The sequence below is a fragment of the Hyphomonas sp. genome (genome assembly GCF_022844445.1).
Classification (GTDB): Bacteria; Pseudomonadota; Alphaproteobacteria; order Caulobacterales; family Hyphomonadaceae; genus Hyphomonas.
Genome location: NZ_JALHLS010000007.1, coordinates 178489 through 193417 on the forward strand (window position 1 = coordinate 178489; position 14929 = coordinate 193417).

Consider the following 14929-nt stretch of genomic DNA (forward strand, 5'->3'; position numbering starts at 1 on the left):
CGCTTTTGCTTGCCGATCCCGAATCTGGCTGGCACGATCCGCTCATCCGCAGTCCTCCCGGTTGCAGCTCTCCCGTGAAGAGGGGAGTCGGGGCACGCCTGCGGCAAGGGAGGATGAATGGCCGATGTTGTCACCGGCCAGGACGAGCCGCAACGCCCGCGCACGGGCCTGCGCGAAGTTCTGGCTTCGCTGAACCAGCCCAAGATCGCGCTGGCGGTCATCTTCGGAATCGCCACCGGCATGCCGCCGGTCCTGGTCGGCGTGACGCTTGGGTTCTGGCTTCGGTCTGAAGGCATCGCGCTGGCCGCCATCGGCATGATGAGCTGGGTGGGACTGTTCGTTTCGGTGAAGTTCCTCTGGGCGCCGTTTGTGGACTGGATCCGGCTGCCGTGGATCGGCAGGCGGCTCGGCCACCGCCGCTCGTGGATGCTGCTCGGGCAGACCTTCGTCACCGTCGGCATCCTTGGCATGGCCTTTACCGGCCCGTCCGGCAACCTTGCGCCCTTCATCGCCTTTGCAATGCTCACCTCCTTCTCCGCAGCCACGCAGGACATCGCTGTCGATGCCTGGCGGATCGAGAGCGCAGCCGACGCGGAGCAGGACCTCATGGCGTCGGCCTACATCTTCGGCCTGCGGTCTGGTTATTTCCTTGCCAACGTGCCGATCCTCGCGATGTCGGCTGTGATCGGCTGGAACATGGCCTATGCAGCAGCGGCGCTGGGCAGCATTGCCGGCCTGGCGGGTCTGCTCATGGCGCGCGAGCCGGACAAGCCGCGCGATTTCAAACCAGCAACCGGAATCCGCAGCGTGCTGTCCGCCATGGTCCGTCCCCTGAAAGTTTTCTGGCAGGATCATGGGCGCAACAATTTCATCTTCCTGCCGCTGGTCGCGCTGTTCTTCGTGCCGGACGGGCTGATCAACTCGATGGTCGGGCCGCTCTATATCGACCTTGGCTTCACCGGCCCGCAGATTGCGGCAACGCGAACGGTGTTCGGCTTTCCGGCGACGCTGGCGGGCGTGATCGTGGCGGGCCTGATCGGCCTGCGCTTCGGCTCCATTCCGGCAATGGCGATTGCCCTGATTCTCGCTGCCATCTCCAATGTTGGCTTTGCCGTCCTCGCACTGTCGGGGGGCGACAAGTTGGTCTGGATCGGCGCCGCGATGTTCGAGGGCTTCAGCGCCGGCATGGCAACAGCGGCGATGGTCGCATGGGCGAGCCGGCTGACCAATCCCATCGCCACTGCGGCGCAGTTCGCGCTGCTCTCCTCGCTGATGACGCTGGTCGGGGGCCTGCTCGGCGGCTTTGCGGGGATCGCGGTCGAGGCGCTACAGGCGCAGACGGGCTCGTCGATGGCCGGCTTTGCAGCGTGGTTCTCGGTCACGCCGTTTGCGGCCATCCCGCCACTGATCCTCATCTGGCTCGTCAGTAAACGGACGAAAGCGGCCTAGCGGCCCTCGCGGCGCCAGGCGAGCAGCAGCATCAGGACCAGTGCCGCAGCGGCAAGGATGCCCGGCAGGAGCGGCTGGCTGGTGGACGAGCGCACGGCATAGGCGTCGCGCTCGCGCAGCCCGATCCAGCCATTGCCGGACGCGGCGCGCTGGTTGCCGATGCGGCGGATTTCCGGAAGGTTCGCGCCCGCCTCATTGAGACGCACGACGCCCCCGCCTGTGGCGCGTGCCACTGGCTCAAGGATTTCAGCCGTCGAGGTGAGGTCGGCATACTCGCGCGGGTTCGCCGGGCCGTTCAGAGAGATCGCTTCAAGGCCGCCGGAGCGGGCACGGTAGATGCCCAGCTGGTCGATGGGCGCCTCGGCGGAGAAGGTGCCGGGCCCGCGGTTCACCCAGGCGGGCCGCAGCCGGTCGCCTTCCGGCGTCTCGATCTCCAGCGGCGGCGCAGTGTCGAGCAGCGTGCGCAGCTCCACGCTGGCTTTGCCGCCTTCGGTCTGGATCGACAGGCGGCGCTCTTCCAGCTCCGGCTCCTTCATCATCCAGTGCACCATGCGCCGGATCAGTTCGGCAAACGGGCCGCCGCCATCATGGCCGCTGGCCCAGAGCCAGATCTGGTCGGACATCAGCATGCCGACGCGGCCTTTCTCGACGCGGTCGACGATCAGCAGCGGACGGCCTTCTGGGCCGGAGATCAGCACGTCTCCGGCCACGGCATCGGCCTCGATATAGCGCATCCATTCGCCCCAGCCGCTGTCGTCCAGCGGCGCGGTGACGGAGTGGCGCTTGCCGGGACCGGTCAGCTTCGGCGTGAAGCTCCCGGTGCGGATGACGCCTGTGGGTGTGGCGGGCAACACCGAGGCGAGGGGGGAGCGCGCGAGACTTGCAGGCCCCGCAAACTGCTCGCCCGCCACGATCAGCAGCGCGCCGCCATCGGCCACATAACGCGACATGTTGGCGAGATAGGCCTGCGTGATGACGCCCTGGCGCTCATACTGGTCGAAGATGATGAGATCGAACTCGGTCAGTTTCTGCTCGAACAGTTCCTCGGTCGGGAAGGCGATGAGGGCGAGTTCTTCCGGGCGCGCATAGTCGGTCTTGAAGGGCGGCCGCAGAATCGTGAAGTGGACGAGGTCGACTGAGGGATCGGACTTCAGAAGATCGCGCCAGACGCGGCCCGCCTGGTTCGGTTTGCCGGTGACGAGCAGCACGCGCAGGCGGTCGCGAACGCCGGCGATGGTCATGGCCGTGCGATTGTTGGCGAGCGTGAGTTCTTCCGGCCCGGGCGGTGCTTCGATCACCACCATGTTCTCGCCGCGCCGCTCGATCTCCACGGGCAGGGGCATGTCCGCGCCGGCCTTCACGCGAATCCGCTCCGGCGCGCCGCCATTGAGCGAGACCTGCAGCTCGACTTCGCCGCCGCGCGGGTCTTCCACGCGCACGATGAGGTTCGCGCTTTCGCCGACGATGCCGAAGTTCGGCGCGTTGACGATGCGCACGCTGCGGTCGCCCCGGTTTTCGTCGCCGGCGATCAGGCCGTGCAGCGGGCCGATCAGGGCCTCGGTTTTCTCCGGGTCCGGAAGATCGTGGATCTGGCCGTCGGTGATGAAGATGGCGCCCGCAATCCGGTCGCGCGGCACATCCGACATGAGTCCTTCCAACGCGCCGTGTAGATAGGTGCCGTCATCGCCGGGATTGGTCTCCAGCGTGCGCACTTCCAGCGACTTGTCTTCGGCGAGCTTCGCCGTCAGTGCCTTGTAGGCGGCCTCGGCCGCTTTCGCGCGGTCGCCGAACTGCATGCTCTCCGACCGGTCGAGGATTACCGCCGCGACAGACGGCAACGGCTCGCGCTCCTCATGCACGAGGGACGGATTCAGCAGCGCCGCGCAGAGCAGCAGAAGGCCGAGTGCACGCGTCAGCCAGGCGCGGCCGCGCAGCGCGATATAGGCGATCCAGGCGAGCACGGTGAGGCCGGCCAGGCTCCAGAACAGGGGCCAGCCGAGAAAGGGCTCGAATCCCAGGCGGACGGCTTCGTTCATCACGGGCCCCCGTCCGGATCGGGCACCGGAAGGCGCGGATCGTTTGCCTGGCCTTCGCCCTCGCCGAGGCGTTCCAGCAGCGCGGGCACATGCACCTGGTCGTCCTTGTAGCTTCCCGTCAGCACATACATGACGAGGTTCACGCCAAAGCGCCTGGCCGTCTCGCGCTGCTCGGCCCCTCCGTCTACGGAGTAAAGATCCCGCCCGTTCTGGTCCACCGCCCAGGCTGAGGCCCAGTCAGCATCGCCAATGAAAAGACGCGAGACCGAATCTCCGCGCGGCGCCGCGGCGTCTCCGGCCTGCTCGATCCAGAGGCGGCGGCCCGCATAGCGGCCGGGAAAGTCCTTGATCAGGTAGAAACTGCGCGACAGCACATGGTTCTGCGGCACCGGTTGCAGCGGCGGGACATCAAGGTCCTTCAGCAGCGTCTGCAGTTTCGAGACATCCGTCTGCGAGCCGATGGTCGCTCCGGCCCGCGTGTCGATGACAAGCGCGCCGCCGGTGCGCAGGTACCCGTTGAGGCGCTGCACGGCCTTGTCGGAAAGCGGCGCGGCTGTGTCGGGCACATTGAAATAGATCAGCGGGTAGAGTTCCAGCGCGTCCGTCTCGAGGTTCACCGAATGCGGCTCGGCGGGCTCCACCGAGGTCCGCATCAGGAGTATGTTGGAAATACCGATCAGCCCGGCGCGTGTGCGCGCATTGAGCGCGCTGTCGGCTGTTTCAATATAGGCCAGGCGCATTTCCAGCGCCGCCTCGACCTGCTTCTGCGGCGCGCCATTGCCGGGCAGGGGCACCACGCGCGACGAGGTGGACACGGCCCGGTAGCTGCCATCCGGCATCAGCTCGTAGCTATACTGCGCCAGCGCTCGCTCCGGCGCGAAGAGAGACAGCGACGCAAATGCCGCAAGGCCGAGCGCAAGGCTCGCCCCGCGCGGTTTCGGCCAGAGCGCGCGCAGGCGTCCGGCCACGAACAAGGCAATGAGGAGGTCGAGTGCGAGCAGGGCGGCGGCAAAGGCGAGCAGCGGCCCGGCAAGGCGCAGCGACCGCGCCTCAGCGTCGCCCAGCAGGCGCGCGGCCGCCGGCCAGTCGCGGATCAAGTCTGGCTTGGCGCCCGCGCCGGCATTCAGCGCGCGCGTGCCGGCCGGCCCTTGATAAAGCCCCGGCGGATGGATTTCGGAAGGCAGGGTCGCGGCAAACTCGGTCGCCTTGATCGGCGCGGCATTGGTGCTGGCGCCAGAGAGGCGGCCGAAGCCGTCCAGCGTCAGCTGCGGCATGTAGGTGCCTTCGGTGTCCTCAATGGCTTCGCCGCGTCCGGCGGTAATCGCTCGGCGCAGCATCTGCTCGAACAGGCCCGAATAGGCGAGGTCCGCCCAGTCTGGCCCGGCCGTCACATGAAAAAGGATCAGCATGCCGTTGCCGCGCGCATCGGCGGTCACCAGCGGCGAGCCGTCGGCAAGGCGCGCCCAGGTCTTGCGGGACAGTTCCGGATCGGGGCTCGCGAGCACCTGCTGGCGCACGCGCACATCCGGCGGCACCGCGAGGCCAAAGAAGGGCGTGGTGTCGGAAAACTCGGCGAGGCCCTGCGGCTCTTCCCAGGCGAGTGTGCCGCCCAGCGCGCGCGAGGAGCGGCGCAGCGCGACTGGCAGCAATTCGTCGCCCTGTGCGGCGAGTCGCGGGCCCGCAAAGCGGATCAGCGCGCCGCCTTCCTCAACCCATTTTGTCAGCGTCTCGACGTCACTGGCCGGGATCTGTCCGACGTCGGACAATATGATCGCATCCGGGGATGTGGCGACCACCGTGTCGATGTCGCCGCTGGAGATCGAGGCGAAGGGTTCCAGCGCCTTGCGGATATAGTGCATGTCCGAGAGAAGTGGCTGCGCCGCGGTGCCGGAATCGACGAGGCCGACACGGCGCGTGCGGTCCACTGAATCCCAGAGCCAGACAGTGCCTGCGCCGGAGCGTCCGGTCACATTGAAGCGCGCCACACGCGCGAGCGCCGCTGCCGGAATCCTGAACGACGCAACCGCTTCGGCTGCGCCCGCTTCGAACACAGCCTCGGCAGAGCCGATGCCGGAGCCGTCGCGGGTCTGCGCTGAGACAAAGGCGCGCGCGGTACCGCGCGTGTCGGCGCGGGCAAGACCAACGGTTACGGCATCGGTTTCTGCCGAGAGACCGGTGATCGCCACCGGGCCTTCGGCCGGCGCGGCAAACACGGTGAGCGGCGCGCGGGCCGAAAGCTCGGCGGCGAAGGCCGTACCGCCGCCGTCTTCCAAGCCGTCGCTTGCCCAGAATATTCGCGCAGGTTTCAGACCCGAGGCGTCGAGCCGTGCCAGCGCATCGGTGCGGTCGCTCGCCCAGGGCTGTGGGCGCAGCGTACCGATCCGCTTGGCGAGGTCCGCCTTCGAAAGGCGCGTTGCCGGATCATGGTTGAGCTGCTGCGGCGCGGTCAGCAGGAGGTGTACGGCGGTGTCGCGCTCGCCGGTGTCGAGGGTCGCGCTCGCCGCATTGGTGATCTCGGTCCAGCGCGGTGCGGACGGCCAGCCATTGTCGATGACAATCAGGATCGGGCCCTGCTCGCTCGGCTCGCCCGTGCGTGCGCCCGGTGCATAGACCGGCTGCGAAAGGCCGATGATGGCTGCGACAACTGCCAGCGTGCGGATGAGCCAGACCCACCAGGGTGTGCGCGACGGCGTCTCCTCCTCGGGTACGACGCCTTCTAGCAGGCGCAGCGAGGGCAGTTCGGCACTCTTGGGCGCGGGCGGCGTTGCCCGCAGCACCCACCAGATGAGCGGCAGCGCCAGCAGGGCAAACAGCGCGAGCGGCGCGCCGAGAAGGAATGGGCCAAGCGCTGTCACCGCGCTGCTCCGAACCGTTCGATCTCGGATTTCAGGCGCGCGGCACTTTCGATCGCTGGGTGGCCGGTGACATGTGAGACAAAGCCCCAGCCCATGCGCCGGGCCAGGTCCTCGAGCGCTTCGCGCTGCGCGGCGAAGCGGCGCTGGTATTCTTCACGCATCGTCTCGGCGCGCCCGAGGATGCGGTCGATGGCGGCGCCCGGGCGGGAGAGCTTTACGCGGCCCTCGAACGGGAAATCCACTTCCGCCGGCGCCGAGACGGCGATCAGCACCCCTTCCGGGCATTTTGAGGCGAGCGGCGCAAGGCGCGCGGTCCATTCCGGGATAGGGTCGTAGAAATCGGAGGCGATGATCAGCGTTGCAGCGGCGCGCGGCGGGGCAGGGAAATGGCCGCCGGTGCCGCGCAGCAGGTCGCTCGCCAACCGGTCCACCGCGCGCTTTCCGAAGCTCGGCCGCCGCCCGGTTCCCAGTGAACCGATCCGCTCGCCTTCCTTCGACATCGGAATCGCCATCGTCAGCATGAGGAGGATGGCTTCCTCAGCCTTTGTGCGCAGGTCGCCTTCACCCTTCCAGCGGAACCCCGGATGATCGTCCGCCCAGAACATCACGGTGCGCGCGGTTTCCAGCTCTGTCTCGCGCAGGTAGAGGTCGTCACCCTTGGCCGAGCGGCGCCAGTCGATGCGCGCGGCGTCATCTTCCTGCACATGCCGGCGATATTGCCAGAAGGTCTCGCCGCCGCCCGCGCGGCGGCGTCCGGCGGAGCCGATATGTGCGGCCTCGGAGGCTTCAGCCTTGAAGTTAAGGCCCGGCAGCTGCCGCGCCAGGCGTTCGGCTTCCGCGCGAAGGTCGGCGGCAGGGGTCATTTCAGCGCTTCGTCAGCACACGCATCAGCGGCGGCGATCCGCGCGGAGGCTTCTTCGGACGTCGGGTTTTCGAACTGGATGAAGTGATAGTCCGCGATTCCGCCATAGCGCTGCAAGATGTCGTCGAGGCGCATCGTGATGCGTTCCGCCTCGGTGCGAAGGCGCTGCGTGTCAGCGATGTAGGCGTTCATCGCTGCCTCCGAGCCGAACCGCATCACCATCATCTGTTCTTCGCGCCTTTCGGCCAGCGCATCGGCATAGTTCGCGCCGTCGACGATCAGCGCATTGCACGGCACGTGCGGCAGCGTCTTGCCTGGATAGGGTAAAGCACCCTCAAGGTCGCCGCTGCTTGGTCCGGGCGACGTGCACGCCGCCGCCATCAGCATAAACGGACACGCCAGCGCACGGAAAACGTCGGCCCGCATCATTTTTCGCCGCCGGCCAGACAGGCTTCCGCTTCGGCAATCCGGGTAACGACCTGCGCTTCGGTCACGGACCCCGGCGGCACCGCGGGCATCGGCGGCATTGCGGCCGCCTGCGGATAGGCCGTCTCGAGCGCCGCCATCAGCCGCGCGCCTTCATCGCGCAGCCGCCTCGACTCGGCTTCATATTCCGCCGCCGCCTTGCCGGCCGGCAGCAGGATCACGGCGCGCTGGTCATCGCGGTACCGTGCCAGGGAATAGGCCTGCATCGCCGCACTGCGAACGATGTCACGGCATGCGGTGACCTCTTCCGCCGGCGCTTCCGGCGAAGGCGCGTCGGCTACCGGCGTCGCGCAGGCCGCAAGCGCAAAGACCAGGCTCCCCGTCAAAAGGCGCGCTATCATCCGGCCTTCCTCGCGAGGTCGTTGATCAGATCACTGAGCTTCGGCGCTTCGCCGGTCGGGTCGTAGCGCATCGCCATCCGGTGGCCGAGGCACGGCTCGGCAAGCGCTTCGACGTCCTCCATCGACGGGGCCAGCCGCCCGCGCAGAAGGGCGCGTGACCGCGCCGCCAGCATCAGCGCCTGACCAGCGCGCGGTGACGGGCCCCAGTCGACAAGGCGCTTTACGCGCGCGTCGCTTGTCTGCTCAGGGCGCGCTTCGCGGATCAGCGACAGGATCGCGCCGACAATTTTTTCGCCGACCGGCATCTGACGCACCAGCGCCTGGATTGCCATCAGCCGCCCGGCGTCGAGTGCGGGACGCACGGGCGCATCGGCGCCGCGCGTCGTCTCGATCAGGATGCGGCGCTCGGTGTCGAGGTCCGGATAGGTCACGTCGATTTTCAGGAGGAAACGGTCAAGCTGGGCTTCAGGCAACGGATAGGTGCCTTCCTGCTCGATCGGGTTCTGCGTCGCCAGAACATGGAACGGCGCGGGCAGGTCATGGCGCACGCCGGCCACCGTCACATGTTTTTCCTGCATGGCCTGGAGGAGGGCGGACTGGGTGCGCGGGCTTGCGCGGTTGATCTCGTCGGCCATCAGCAGCTGCGTAAACACGGGTCCCTTGAGGAAGCGAAAACTGCGCTGCCCGCCCGGTGTCTCGTCCAGCACTTCGGAGCCGAGAATGTCGGACGGCATCAGGTCCGGCGTGAACTGGATGCGCTGGCTGGCAAGGCCGAGCGCGGTGCCCATCGCCTCCACGAGGCGCGTCTTGGCCAGGCCCGGCGCGCCGATCAGCAGCGCGTGGCCCCCCGCCAGCACGGCCGCGAGTGCCAGCTCGATCACCCGCTCCTGGCCGAAGATCGCCCGGCCGATCTCCGCCTTGACGCGGGTGAGCGCTTCGGTCGCCGCGTCGGCATCTGCGACGGCGGTTTGGGAACTCAGTGTTGTATCGGCCATTTCGCCTCGGTTCTCCGGCTTCACGTCAACGCGTTACAAGCCTATCTGTAAGGCGTGATTTTGGCGGAGAAAGATGTGACATCCAGCCCCGGCAGCAGTTTTGGCCTCGAAGACACGCTTAAGGCCATCCTGCCGGAAGGCAAGTTCGCGGGCCCGCTGCCCCCGGTCCACCTGTGGAATCCGGAGACAAGCACCGATATCCGCATGGAAATCCGCGCCGATGGCCACTGGTGGCACGAAGGCGGCCGCATCACCCGCGAGCCGATGGTGAGACTCTTCTCCCGCATCCTGCGCAAGGATGCCGACGGGCAGACCTGGCTCGTCACACCCTACGAAAAGGTCATCGTGCATGTCGAAGACGCCCCGTTCCTGGCCGTTCGCGTGGACCGCTTCGGCGGGCCCGGCCCGGACCAGGAGCTGACCTTCACCACCAATCTCGACTATCAGACCACCGCCGGTCCGGATGCGCCCCTGCGGGTCGAAACAGACACCGCCACCGGCGAACCGGCCCCGTACGTTCTCGTCCGCGGACGCCTCGAGGCGAAGCTGACCCGGCCCGTTTTCTACGAACTGGCGGACATGGCAGTACCCGCGCCGGACGGTACCGACCGTCTGGGCGTCTGGAGCCGGGGCGAATTCTTCTCCCTCGGCGCGGCCTGAGACCCGTCATGTCCTGGAGAGACCTCGACGACTTCGTCGCGCGCGTGCACGCCAAGCTCGACCCTCCGGTCGGCCAGGGCCGGCTCACCGAGTATGGCGACATGGATTTCCTTACGCCGGAAGAGGTCGCCGTCATCCGGCCGGCCGCCGTCCTTTTCGGCGTCATCCCCCGCCGCGAGGGCCCGACCGCGCTGCTGACGCTCCGCCCCGACACCATGGCGGACCATGCCGGCCAGGTGGCGCTGCCCGGCGGCAAGGTCGATCCGCTGGACCTCGACGAGGTCGCCGCCGCCCTGCGCGAGGCCCATGAAGAGGTCGGCATCGCCCCGAAGGATGTCGACGTGCTCGGCAAGGGCGCGCCCTACATCACCGGCACGCGCTACCGCATCACACCGGTCATCGGCCTGCTGCCGCACGATTTCATTCCTGTGCCTGAGCCGGGCGAGGTTGCGGCCGTGTTCGAAACCCCGCTCGAATTCCTGATGAACACCGAGAACCACACGACCGGCCACGCCTTCTACAAAGGCCAGAACCGTACCTATTATGAGATGCCGCATAACGGCTACCGCATCTGGGGCGTCACCGCCGGCATCATCCGCCGCCTCTACCAGACCCTCTATGAAAGCGATTGATCCTGCGGCGCTTTCAGGGTTCCTGAAGACCCGCACGCGGCCTATGTAAGCCGTGTAATCTGTTCACCAGAAAGGAAGCGCCGACGTGGCCGGACGCCTGCTCTTCGAAGTCTTCATCTTTTCGCTGCCCTTCCTCGTGTTCGGCCTGTACCTTCTGGCCACGCGCTCGGCGGTCGACGCCGGCCAGCGCAAATGGCCGATCCAGATGCTGTTCCTGATTGGCATCGGCCTCGCCACCCTTGCCTGGTTCGTCATGATCGCGCTGGAGCCTCGCAACCGCGGCATGTGCATCGAGCCCGCGCGCGTCGTGGATAGCCAGGTCATACCGGCCCGCTCCTATCCCTGCGAGCACCGGCCGGAGGATGTCGGCATCCCGCGTCCGCGCGAGGCGGCCCCCGCCGATGCCCCAACCTGACGGCCTGCCTGACAAGCTGAAAGCCGCCTGGGTCACTGCTCCGGCGAGCCGCGCTGTGATGGGCGCGCTGAACGCCGCGCGGCCCGGCAGCGCACGTTTTGTCGGCGGCTGCGTGCGCAACGCGCTGCGCGGCGCGCCGTCGGACGATATCGATATCGCCACCCAGCTGACGCCTGAGGCCGTGATCGCCGCGCTCACCGCCGCCGGGGTCCGGTGCATCCCGACCGGCATCGAGCACGGCACCGTCACCGCCGTGCATGACAGCGTGCCGGTCGAGATCACCACGCTGCGACGGGATGTCGAAACCGATGGCCGCCGGGCCGTCGTCGCCTTCACCGAGGATTGGGCCGAAGACGCCGCCCGCCGCGACTTCCGCCTCAACGCCATCTATGCAGGTGCAAACGGCGAGCTGTTCGAAGTGATCGAACACTCGGTCGACGATGCGAAGGCGGGCCGCGTGATCTTTATTGGCGACGGCGACCAGCGCCTGCGAGAGGATTTTCTGCGCATCCTGCGCTTCTACCGTTTCAACGCCTGGTACGGCGCCGGTATCGATCCCGAGGGACAGGCCGCCTGCACGCGGGCGCGGGAGGGCCTCGCGAAGATCGCCTCCGAGCGGATCTGGAAAGAACTGAAACGCACCCTCGCGGCGCCGGAACCCTCCGACGCCATGCGCGCGATGGAAGAGGCAGGCGTCCTGGAGGCGGTGTTGCCAGGCGCAAATACGTCGCTGCTGCCGGGCCTCGTGGCCGCAGAGGCCGACGCCGGTCTCTGGCCCGATCCGATGCGCCGCCTGATGGCGCTCGTTCCGCGCCGGCTGCGCGAAGCCGGCGAGGTGGCGGCGCGGCTGAAATTCTCGAACGAGGAATCATCGCGCCTCACCGGCTGGGCCGATCCGGCATTGCCGCATCTGCTGGGCGCGGGTGAAGCCGCTATGCTGGAAGCCTTCTACAGGTTTGGCCCGGCCGCCGCGCTCGACCGCGCGGCCATCGAGGCGGCCGCGGGTGGGGCGGGCTCCCTCGCCGGCCTGTCGCAGGCTGCAGCCGGCTGGCAACGCCCGAAATTCCCGCTTGGCGGCAATGACGCGCTCGCCGCAGGTCTGAGCGGACCGGAGATCGGCGCCCGCCTCGGCGCGCTGGAAGAAGACTGGATCGCCTCCGGCTTCAGCCTGCCCCGCGCCGGCTTGCTTGCTCGCCTCAAGGCGACGGGTTGAGCGCCAGCACCGAGATGTTGAGGTAGGCCGCGAAGGTCACCCATAAGAGATACGGCACCTGCAGGAGCGCCGCGCGCGGCGAATGCACCGCAAAGCGCAGCATCATCGTCGCGATCAGCAGCCACAATGCCACCAGCACGCCGAGCGCAATTCCGGGATCGCGGAAGCCGAAGAAGAACAGACTCCAGCAGACATTGGCCGCCAGCATGGTGAAATAGAGGCCCATCGCGGCGCTGGCGCGCTTGAAGTTGCCCGCCTCGTGCAGAACCAGAAGCGCGCCGGCCAGCATCAGCAGGAACAGCACCGGCCAGATCACCGCGAAGGCAATGTCCGGCGGGTTGAGCGGCGCCTTGCGTAGACCGTCATACCAGGGGTCATCGCTGCCGGGGCTCAGCACTCCGCCCAGCACCAGCGCGCCCAGCGTGCCGGCAGCCACCAGCGCGCCGCCCGGCCAGTCAAAGTCTCGCGATATCGTCCCCATCCGCGCACGATACGCCTTCCCGCGGGCAGTATCAAAGCCATGCCCCAGCGAAACAGCGCCCGGAAACCCCTGCCTGAGCAGGCTTTGGGCAGGCCCAGCGCAGGATTATCTTCGGCCTGACCCGCTCCCATGTTATAATATACCCCGCCTCAGAAGCCCGCCCTTGACCCGCCTGAAGATCCGCAAGATCGGCAATTCCCTCGGCGTCGTGCTGCCGAAAGACGTGCTGCATCAGCTGAAGGTGAAAGAGGGCGACACGCTGGATGTCCTGCCGACGGCTTCGGGCGTGACGCTGTCCGTATCGGATGAGGAAGTTGACCGTCTCATGCAGATGGCGGAGCGGATCATGGACGAGAACCGTGAGGTTCTCCGGGCTCTCGCAAAATGAGTGAGCCGAACTGGCTGCCACTCGACCTCATCAAAAGGCTGCATGATCGTCAGATCGAAATTCATGGCGGGCTCGCTGGAACCCGCGATCACGGCCTTCTCGAAAGCGCCATCGCCCGCCCGGTGAAGGCTTGGTCTTGCGGCGAAGAGGACCTTTTCACACTCGCATCGCTCTATGCTGCGGGCCTGATCCGCAACCACCTGTTCCTCGACGGGAGAAAGCAGATCGGCTTCCTCTCGGCGTTGCTCTTCCGCGAAGCGAACGGCTGTAAAATGGCCGCGCCGATGGCGGAACGTCTGGCCTTCACGCTGCAACTTGCTGCCAGTGAGATCGACGAAAAGATCTGCGCAGACTGGCTCAGGCGCAGCTGTATTCCGGTCTGAAACCTTCGGACTCCCTACACGCCCGTGCGGACGGTTTCTGGACTGGTTTTCAGGGCCATTTCACGACAGGCGGCATCGACGAGAGGATGCTCTCGATATTGCCGCCGGTCTTCAGGCCGAAGGTCGTGCCCCGGTCATAGAGCAGGTTGTATTCGACATAACGTCCGCGCTGGATCAGCTGCTGCTCGCGCTCTGCCTCGCTCCATGGCTCGTTCATCCGGCGCGCCACGAGGGCGGGGTAGATGCCGGCGAACTGCTTGCCCACTTCCTGCGTGAAGGCGAAGTCCTTCTCCCAGTCGCCGCTGTTGAAGCGGTCATAGAAGATGCCGCCGGTGCCGCGCGGCTCGTTGCGGTGCGGCAGGTGGAAGTAGGTGTCGCAATAGTCCTTCAGGTGCGGGTAGTCGACGCCGTCATGCGTGTCGCAGGCCGCCTTCATCGCGGCGTGGAAATCCACTGTGTCGGGGTAGTCCTGGTTGCGCTGGTAGCCGAGCAGGGGGTTGAGGTCACCGCCGCCGCCGAACCAGGTCTCGCTGGTCACCAGCATCCGGGTGTTCATGTGCGCCGCCGGCACACGCGGATTGCGCGGGTGCGCGATCAGGGAGACGCCGCTCGCCCAGAATCGGCCGCCTGATTTATCGGCGCCGGGGATCTGCGCCGCGAAGGCTTCAGAGAAGGTGCCGTGGACCTGCGAGAAGTGCACGCCGACTTTTTCGAACACCTTGCCCCGCATCAGGCCCATCCGGCCGCCGCCGAGGTCCTCGCTGCCATCGCCGCGCGACCACGCCTTCAATTCGAATCGCCCGGCCTCGCCGCGGTAAAGCGGCGGGGTTGCGGCGTCTTCGAGCGCTTCGAAGCGGGCGCAGATATCTTCCTGGAGGGCCTTGAACCAGGTGCTGGCCCGGCTCTGCCACTCCGCCAGCGGCGGGGTTTTGGTGGTCATTGTCATGGTGCGACACTGGACCTTCCGGCGCCAGTCTCGCAAGAGGTGTGTTGTCACAATCCTCAGGGCGCGCTAACGCGCGTCCGGCAATGGGGCTTTGCGCGTGCAGAATTGCCGCGCCCCGCGCCTACTTGCCGCAATGTGCCGGGGAGGCACCTCTAGTAAAGACAGGCGAAATTCGCCTCGACATCAGGGAACGGAGTCACGCGTGACCGCTGAGACCACTCATACCGAAACGGTCGATGACGACCGCCGAAACTTCATCCACATCGCCACCGGCGCAGTCGCGCTGGGCGGAGCAGGCATGTTTGCCTGGGCCGCGGTCGACCAGTGGAACCCCGCTGCTGACACCAAGGCCGCCTCGTCGCTCGATGTCGACGTGTCCAAAGTCCCGCTGGGCGGCGAGATCCGCGTCCTGATCGGCGGCAAGCCCTTCTTCATCCGCCACCGCACCGAGGGCGAAATTTCGGCTGCCGAATCGGTGAACCTTGCCGCATTGCCGGATCCGGAAACGGATGACGCGCGGCTGCGACCGAAGGCCGACGGAACTTTCAACAAGACGATCCTCGTGACCTCGGGTTCGTGTACTCACCTTGGCTGCGTGCCGGTTGGCCCCTCGCAGGGCAATACCGGTGACTTCGGCGGCTGGTACTGCCCGTGCCACGGTTCGCACTACGATACGTCCGGCCGCATCCGCAAAGGACCCGCGCCGTCGAACCTGCCTGTCCCCGATTATCGCTGGGTCTCTGACTCGGTCGTCAACATCTCCCTCTGAGAAGGACACCTTTAGATG

The 14929-nt window shown here is 67.0% G+C and carries 16 protein-coding genes; 8 read left to right on the forward strand and 8 right to left on the reverse strand.

All coding sequences use genetic code 11. The features are described from left to right. Positions 1-117: 117 nt before the first annotated feature. Complete coding sequence (locus tag Q0C17_RS10275; RefSeq protein WP_291205405.1) at positions 118-1449, forward strand: MFS transporter; 1332 nt, start codon at positions 118-120, stop codon at positions 1447-1449. Here Q0C17_RS10275 and Q0C17_RS10280 read toward each other — a convergent pair. Genes Q0C17_RS10280 through Q0C17_RS10305 form a run of 6 tightly spaced genes read right to left on the reverse strand, consistent with a single transcriptional unit; the run spans position 1446 to position 9024 of the window. After that, positions 1446-3485, reverse strand: coding sequence for a hypothetical protein (locus Q0C17_RS10280; protein ID WP_291205407.1), 2040 nt, complete (start codon positions 3483-3485; stop codon positions 1446-1448). The genes Q0C17_RS10275 and Q0C17_RS10280 overlap by 4 nt on opposite strands. After that, positions 3485-6340 (reverse strand): DUF4159 domain-containing protein, encoded by a 2856-nt coding sequence (locus Q0C17_RS10285; protein ID WP_291205411.1) that lies wholly within the window; start codon positions 6338-6340, stop codon positions 3485-3487. The genes Q0C17_RS10280 and Q0C17_RS10285 overlap by 1 nt, the downstream gene beginning before the upstream one ends. After that, positions 6337-7203, reverse strand: coding sequence for a DUF58 domain-containing protein (locus Q0C17_RS10290; protein ID WP_291205414.1), 867 nt, complete (start codon positions 7201-7203; stop codon positions 6337-6339). Before Q0C17_RS10290 ends, Q0C17_RS10285 begins: the two co-directional genes overlap by 4 nt. Then, positions 7200-7628: a hypothetical protein gene (locus tag Q0C17_RS10295; protein ID WP_291205417.1), complete on the reverse strand. Its 429-nt coding sequence runs from the start codon at positions 7626-7628 to the stop codon at positions 7200-7202. The genes Q0C17_RS10290 and Q0C17_RS10295 overlap by 4 nt, the downstream gene beginning before the upstream one ends. Continuing rightward, positions 7628-8029, reverse strand: coding sequence for a hypothetical protein (locus Q0C17_RS10300; protein WP_291205420.1), 402 nt, complete (start codon positions 8027-8029; stop codon positions 7628-7630). The genes Q0C17_RS10295 and Q0C17_RS10300 overlap by 1 nt, the downstream gene beginning before the upstream one ends. Then, positions 8026-9024, reverse strand: coding sequence for a MoxR family ATPase (locus Q0C17_RS10305; protein ID WP_291205423.1), 999 nt, complete (start codon positions 9022-9024; stop codon positions 8026-8028). Before Q0C17_RS10305 ends, Q0C17_RS10300 begins: the two co-directional genes overlap by 4 nt. Before the next feature lie 75 nt (positions 9025-9099). Between Q0C17_RS10305 and Q0C17_RS10310 the strand changes: the two genes are divergently transcribed. The 4 genes from Q0C17_RS10310 (at position 9100) to Q0C17_RS10325 (ending at position 11944) form a co-directional block, all read left to right on the forward strand. After that, positions 9100-9684 carry a DUF1285 domain-containing protein gene (locus Q0C17_RS10310; RefSeq protein ID WP_291205426.1) on the forward strand — a complete coding sequence of 195 codons (585 nt, stop codon included), beginning with the start codon at positions 9100-9102 and terminating at the stop codon, positions 9682-9684. 8 nt (positions 9685-9692) lie between these two features. After that, on the forward strand, positions 9693-10316 hold the full coding sequence (locus tag Q0C17_RS10315; protein ID WP_291205429.1) for a CoA pyrophosphatase: 624 nt from the start codon (positions 9693-9695) through the stop codon (positions 10314-10316). Between the two features lie 85 nt (positions 10317-10401). Continuing rightward, positions 10402-10731, forward strand: coding sequence for a DUF6111 family protein (locus tag Q0C17_RS10320; RefSeq protein WP_291205431.1), 330 nt, complete (start codon positions 10402-10404; stop codon positions 10729-10731). Continuing rightward, entirely contained in the window at positions 10718-11944 is a 1227-nt protein-coding gene (locus Q0C17_RS10325) for a CCA tRNA nucleotidyltransferase (protein WP_291205434.1), read from the forward strand. Before Q0C17_RS10320 ends, Q0C17_RS10325 begins: the two co-directional genes overlap by 14 nt. Here Q0C17_RS10325 and Q0C17_RS10330 read toward each other — a convergent pair. Beyond that, positions 11928-12425 carry a TspO/MBR family protein gene (locus Q0C17_RS10330; RefSeq protein ID WP_291205435.1) on the reverse strand — a complete coding sequence of 166 codons (498 nt, stop codon included), beginning with the start codon at positions 12423-12425 and terminating at the stop codon, positions 11928-11930. The two genes, Q0C17_RS10325 and Q0C17_RS10330, sit on opposite strands and share 17 nt — an antisense overlap. 163 nt (positions 12426-12588) lie before the next feature. Here Q0C17_RS10330 and Q0C17_RS10335 point away from each other — a divergent pair, with 163 nt between their 5' ends. Together Q0C17_RS10335 and Q0C17_RS10340 are read left to right on the forward strand one after the other, a co-directional pair. Further along, positions 12589-12813 carry an AbrB/MazE/SpoVT family DNA-binding domain-containing protein gene (locus Q0C17_RS10335; RefSeq protein WP_291205438.1) on the forward strand — a complete coding sequence of 75 codons (225 nt, stop codon included), beginning with the start codon at positions 12589-12591 and terminating at the stop codon, positions 12811-12813. Beyond that, positions 12810-13196, forward strand: coding sequence for a type II toxin-antitoxin system death-on-curing family toxin (locus tag Q0C17_RS10340; RefSeq protein ID WP_291205441.1), 387 nt, complete (start codon positions 12810-12812; stop codon positions 13194-13196). The genes Q0C17_RS10335 and Q0C17_RS10340 overlap by 4 nt, the downstream gene beginning before the upstream one ends. Before the next feature lie 49 nt (positions 13197-13245). Here Q0C17_RS10340 and hemF read toward each other — a convergent pair whose 3' ends face one another. Further along, positions 13246-14136: an oxygen-dependent coproporphyrinogen oxidase gene (gene hemF, locus Q0C17_RS10345; RefSeq protein WP_291205444.1), complete on the reverse strand. Its 891-nt coding sequence runs from the start codon at positions 14134-14136 to the stop codon at positions 13246-13248. A gap of 208 nt (positions 14137-14344) precedes the next feature. On the opposite strand from hemF, the gene petA reads away from it, so the two are divergent. Continuing rightward, the gene (gene petA, locus Q0C17_RS10350) at positions 14345-14911 is read left to right on the forward strand and encodes a ubiquinol-cytochrome c reductase iron-sulfur subunit (RefSeq protein ID WP_291205447.1); all 567 of its coding nucleotides are present in this window, start codon (positions 14345-14347) and stop codon (positions 14909-14911) included. The last annotated feature ends 18 nt before the right edge of the window (positions 14912-14929 follow it).

What these genes read in the sequence shown, in the direction of transcription:
- Q0C17_RS10275 (WP_291205405.1), top strand. Translation starts at nt 118, where the DNA reads ATGGCCGATGTTGTCACCGGCCAGGACGAGCCGCAACGCCCGCGCACG.
- Q0C17_RS10280 (WP_291205407.1), bottom strand. Translation starts at nt 3,485, where the DNA reads ATGAACGAAGCCGTCCGCCTGGGATTCGAGCCCTTTCTCGGCTGGCCC.
- Q0C17_RS10290 (WP_291205414.1), bottom strand. Translation starts at nt 7,203, where the DNA reads ATGACCCCTGCCGCCGACCTTCGCGCGGAAGCCGAACGCCTGGCGCGG.
- Q0C17_RS10295 (WP_291205417.1), bottom strand. Translation starts at nt 7,628, where the DNA reads ATGCGGGCCGACGTTTTCCGTGCGCTGGCGTGTCCGTTTATGCTGATG.
- Q0C17_RS10300 (WP_291205420.1), bottom strand. Translation starts at nt 8,029, where the DNA reads ATGATAGCGCGCCTTTTGACGGGGAGCCTGGTCTTTGCGCTTGCGGCC.
- Q0C17_RS10305 (WP_291205423.1), bottom strand. Translation starts at nt 9,024, where the DNA reads ATGGCCGATACAACACTGAGTTCCCAAACCGCCGTCGCAGATGCCGAC.
- Q0C17_RS10315 (WP_291205429.1), top strand. Translation starts at nt 9,693, where the DNA reads ATGTCCTGGAGAGACCTCGACGACTTCGTCGCGCGCGTGCACGCCAAG.
- Q0C17_RS10325 (WP_291205434.1), top strand. Translation starts at nt 10,718, where the DNA reads ATGCCCCAACCTGACGGCCTGCCTGACAAGCTGAAAGCCGCCTGGGTC.
- Q0C17_RS10330 (WP_291205435.1), bottom strand. Translation starts at nt 12,425, where the DNA reads ATGGGGACGATATCGCGAGACTTTGACTGGCCGGGCGGCGCGCTGGTG.
- Q0C17_RS10340 (WP_291205441.1), top strand. Translation starts at nt 12,810, where the DNA reads ATGAGTGAGCCGAACTGGCTGCCACTCGACCTCATCAAAAGGCTGCAT.
- hemF (WP_291205444.1), bottom strand. Translation starts at nt 14,136, where the DNA reads ATGACCACCAAAACCCCGCCGCTGGCGGAGTGGCAGAGCCGGGCCAGC.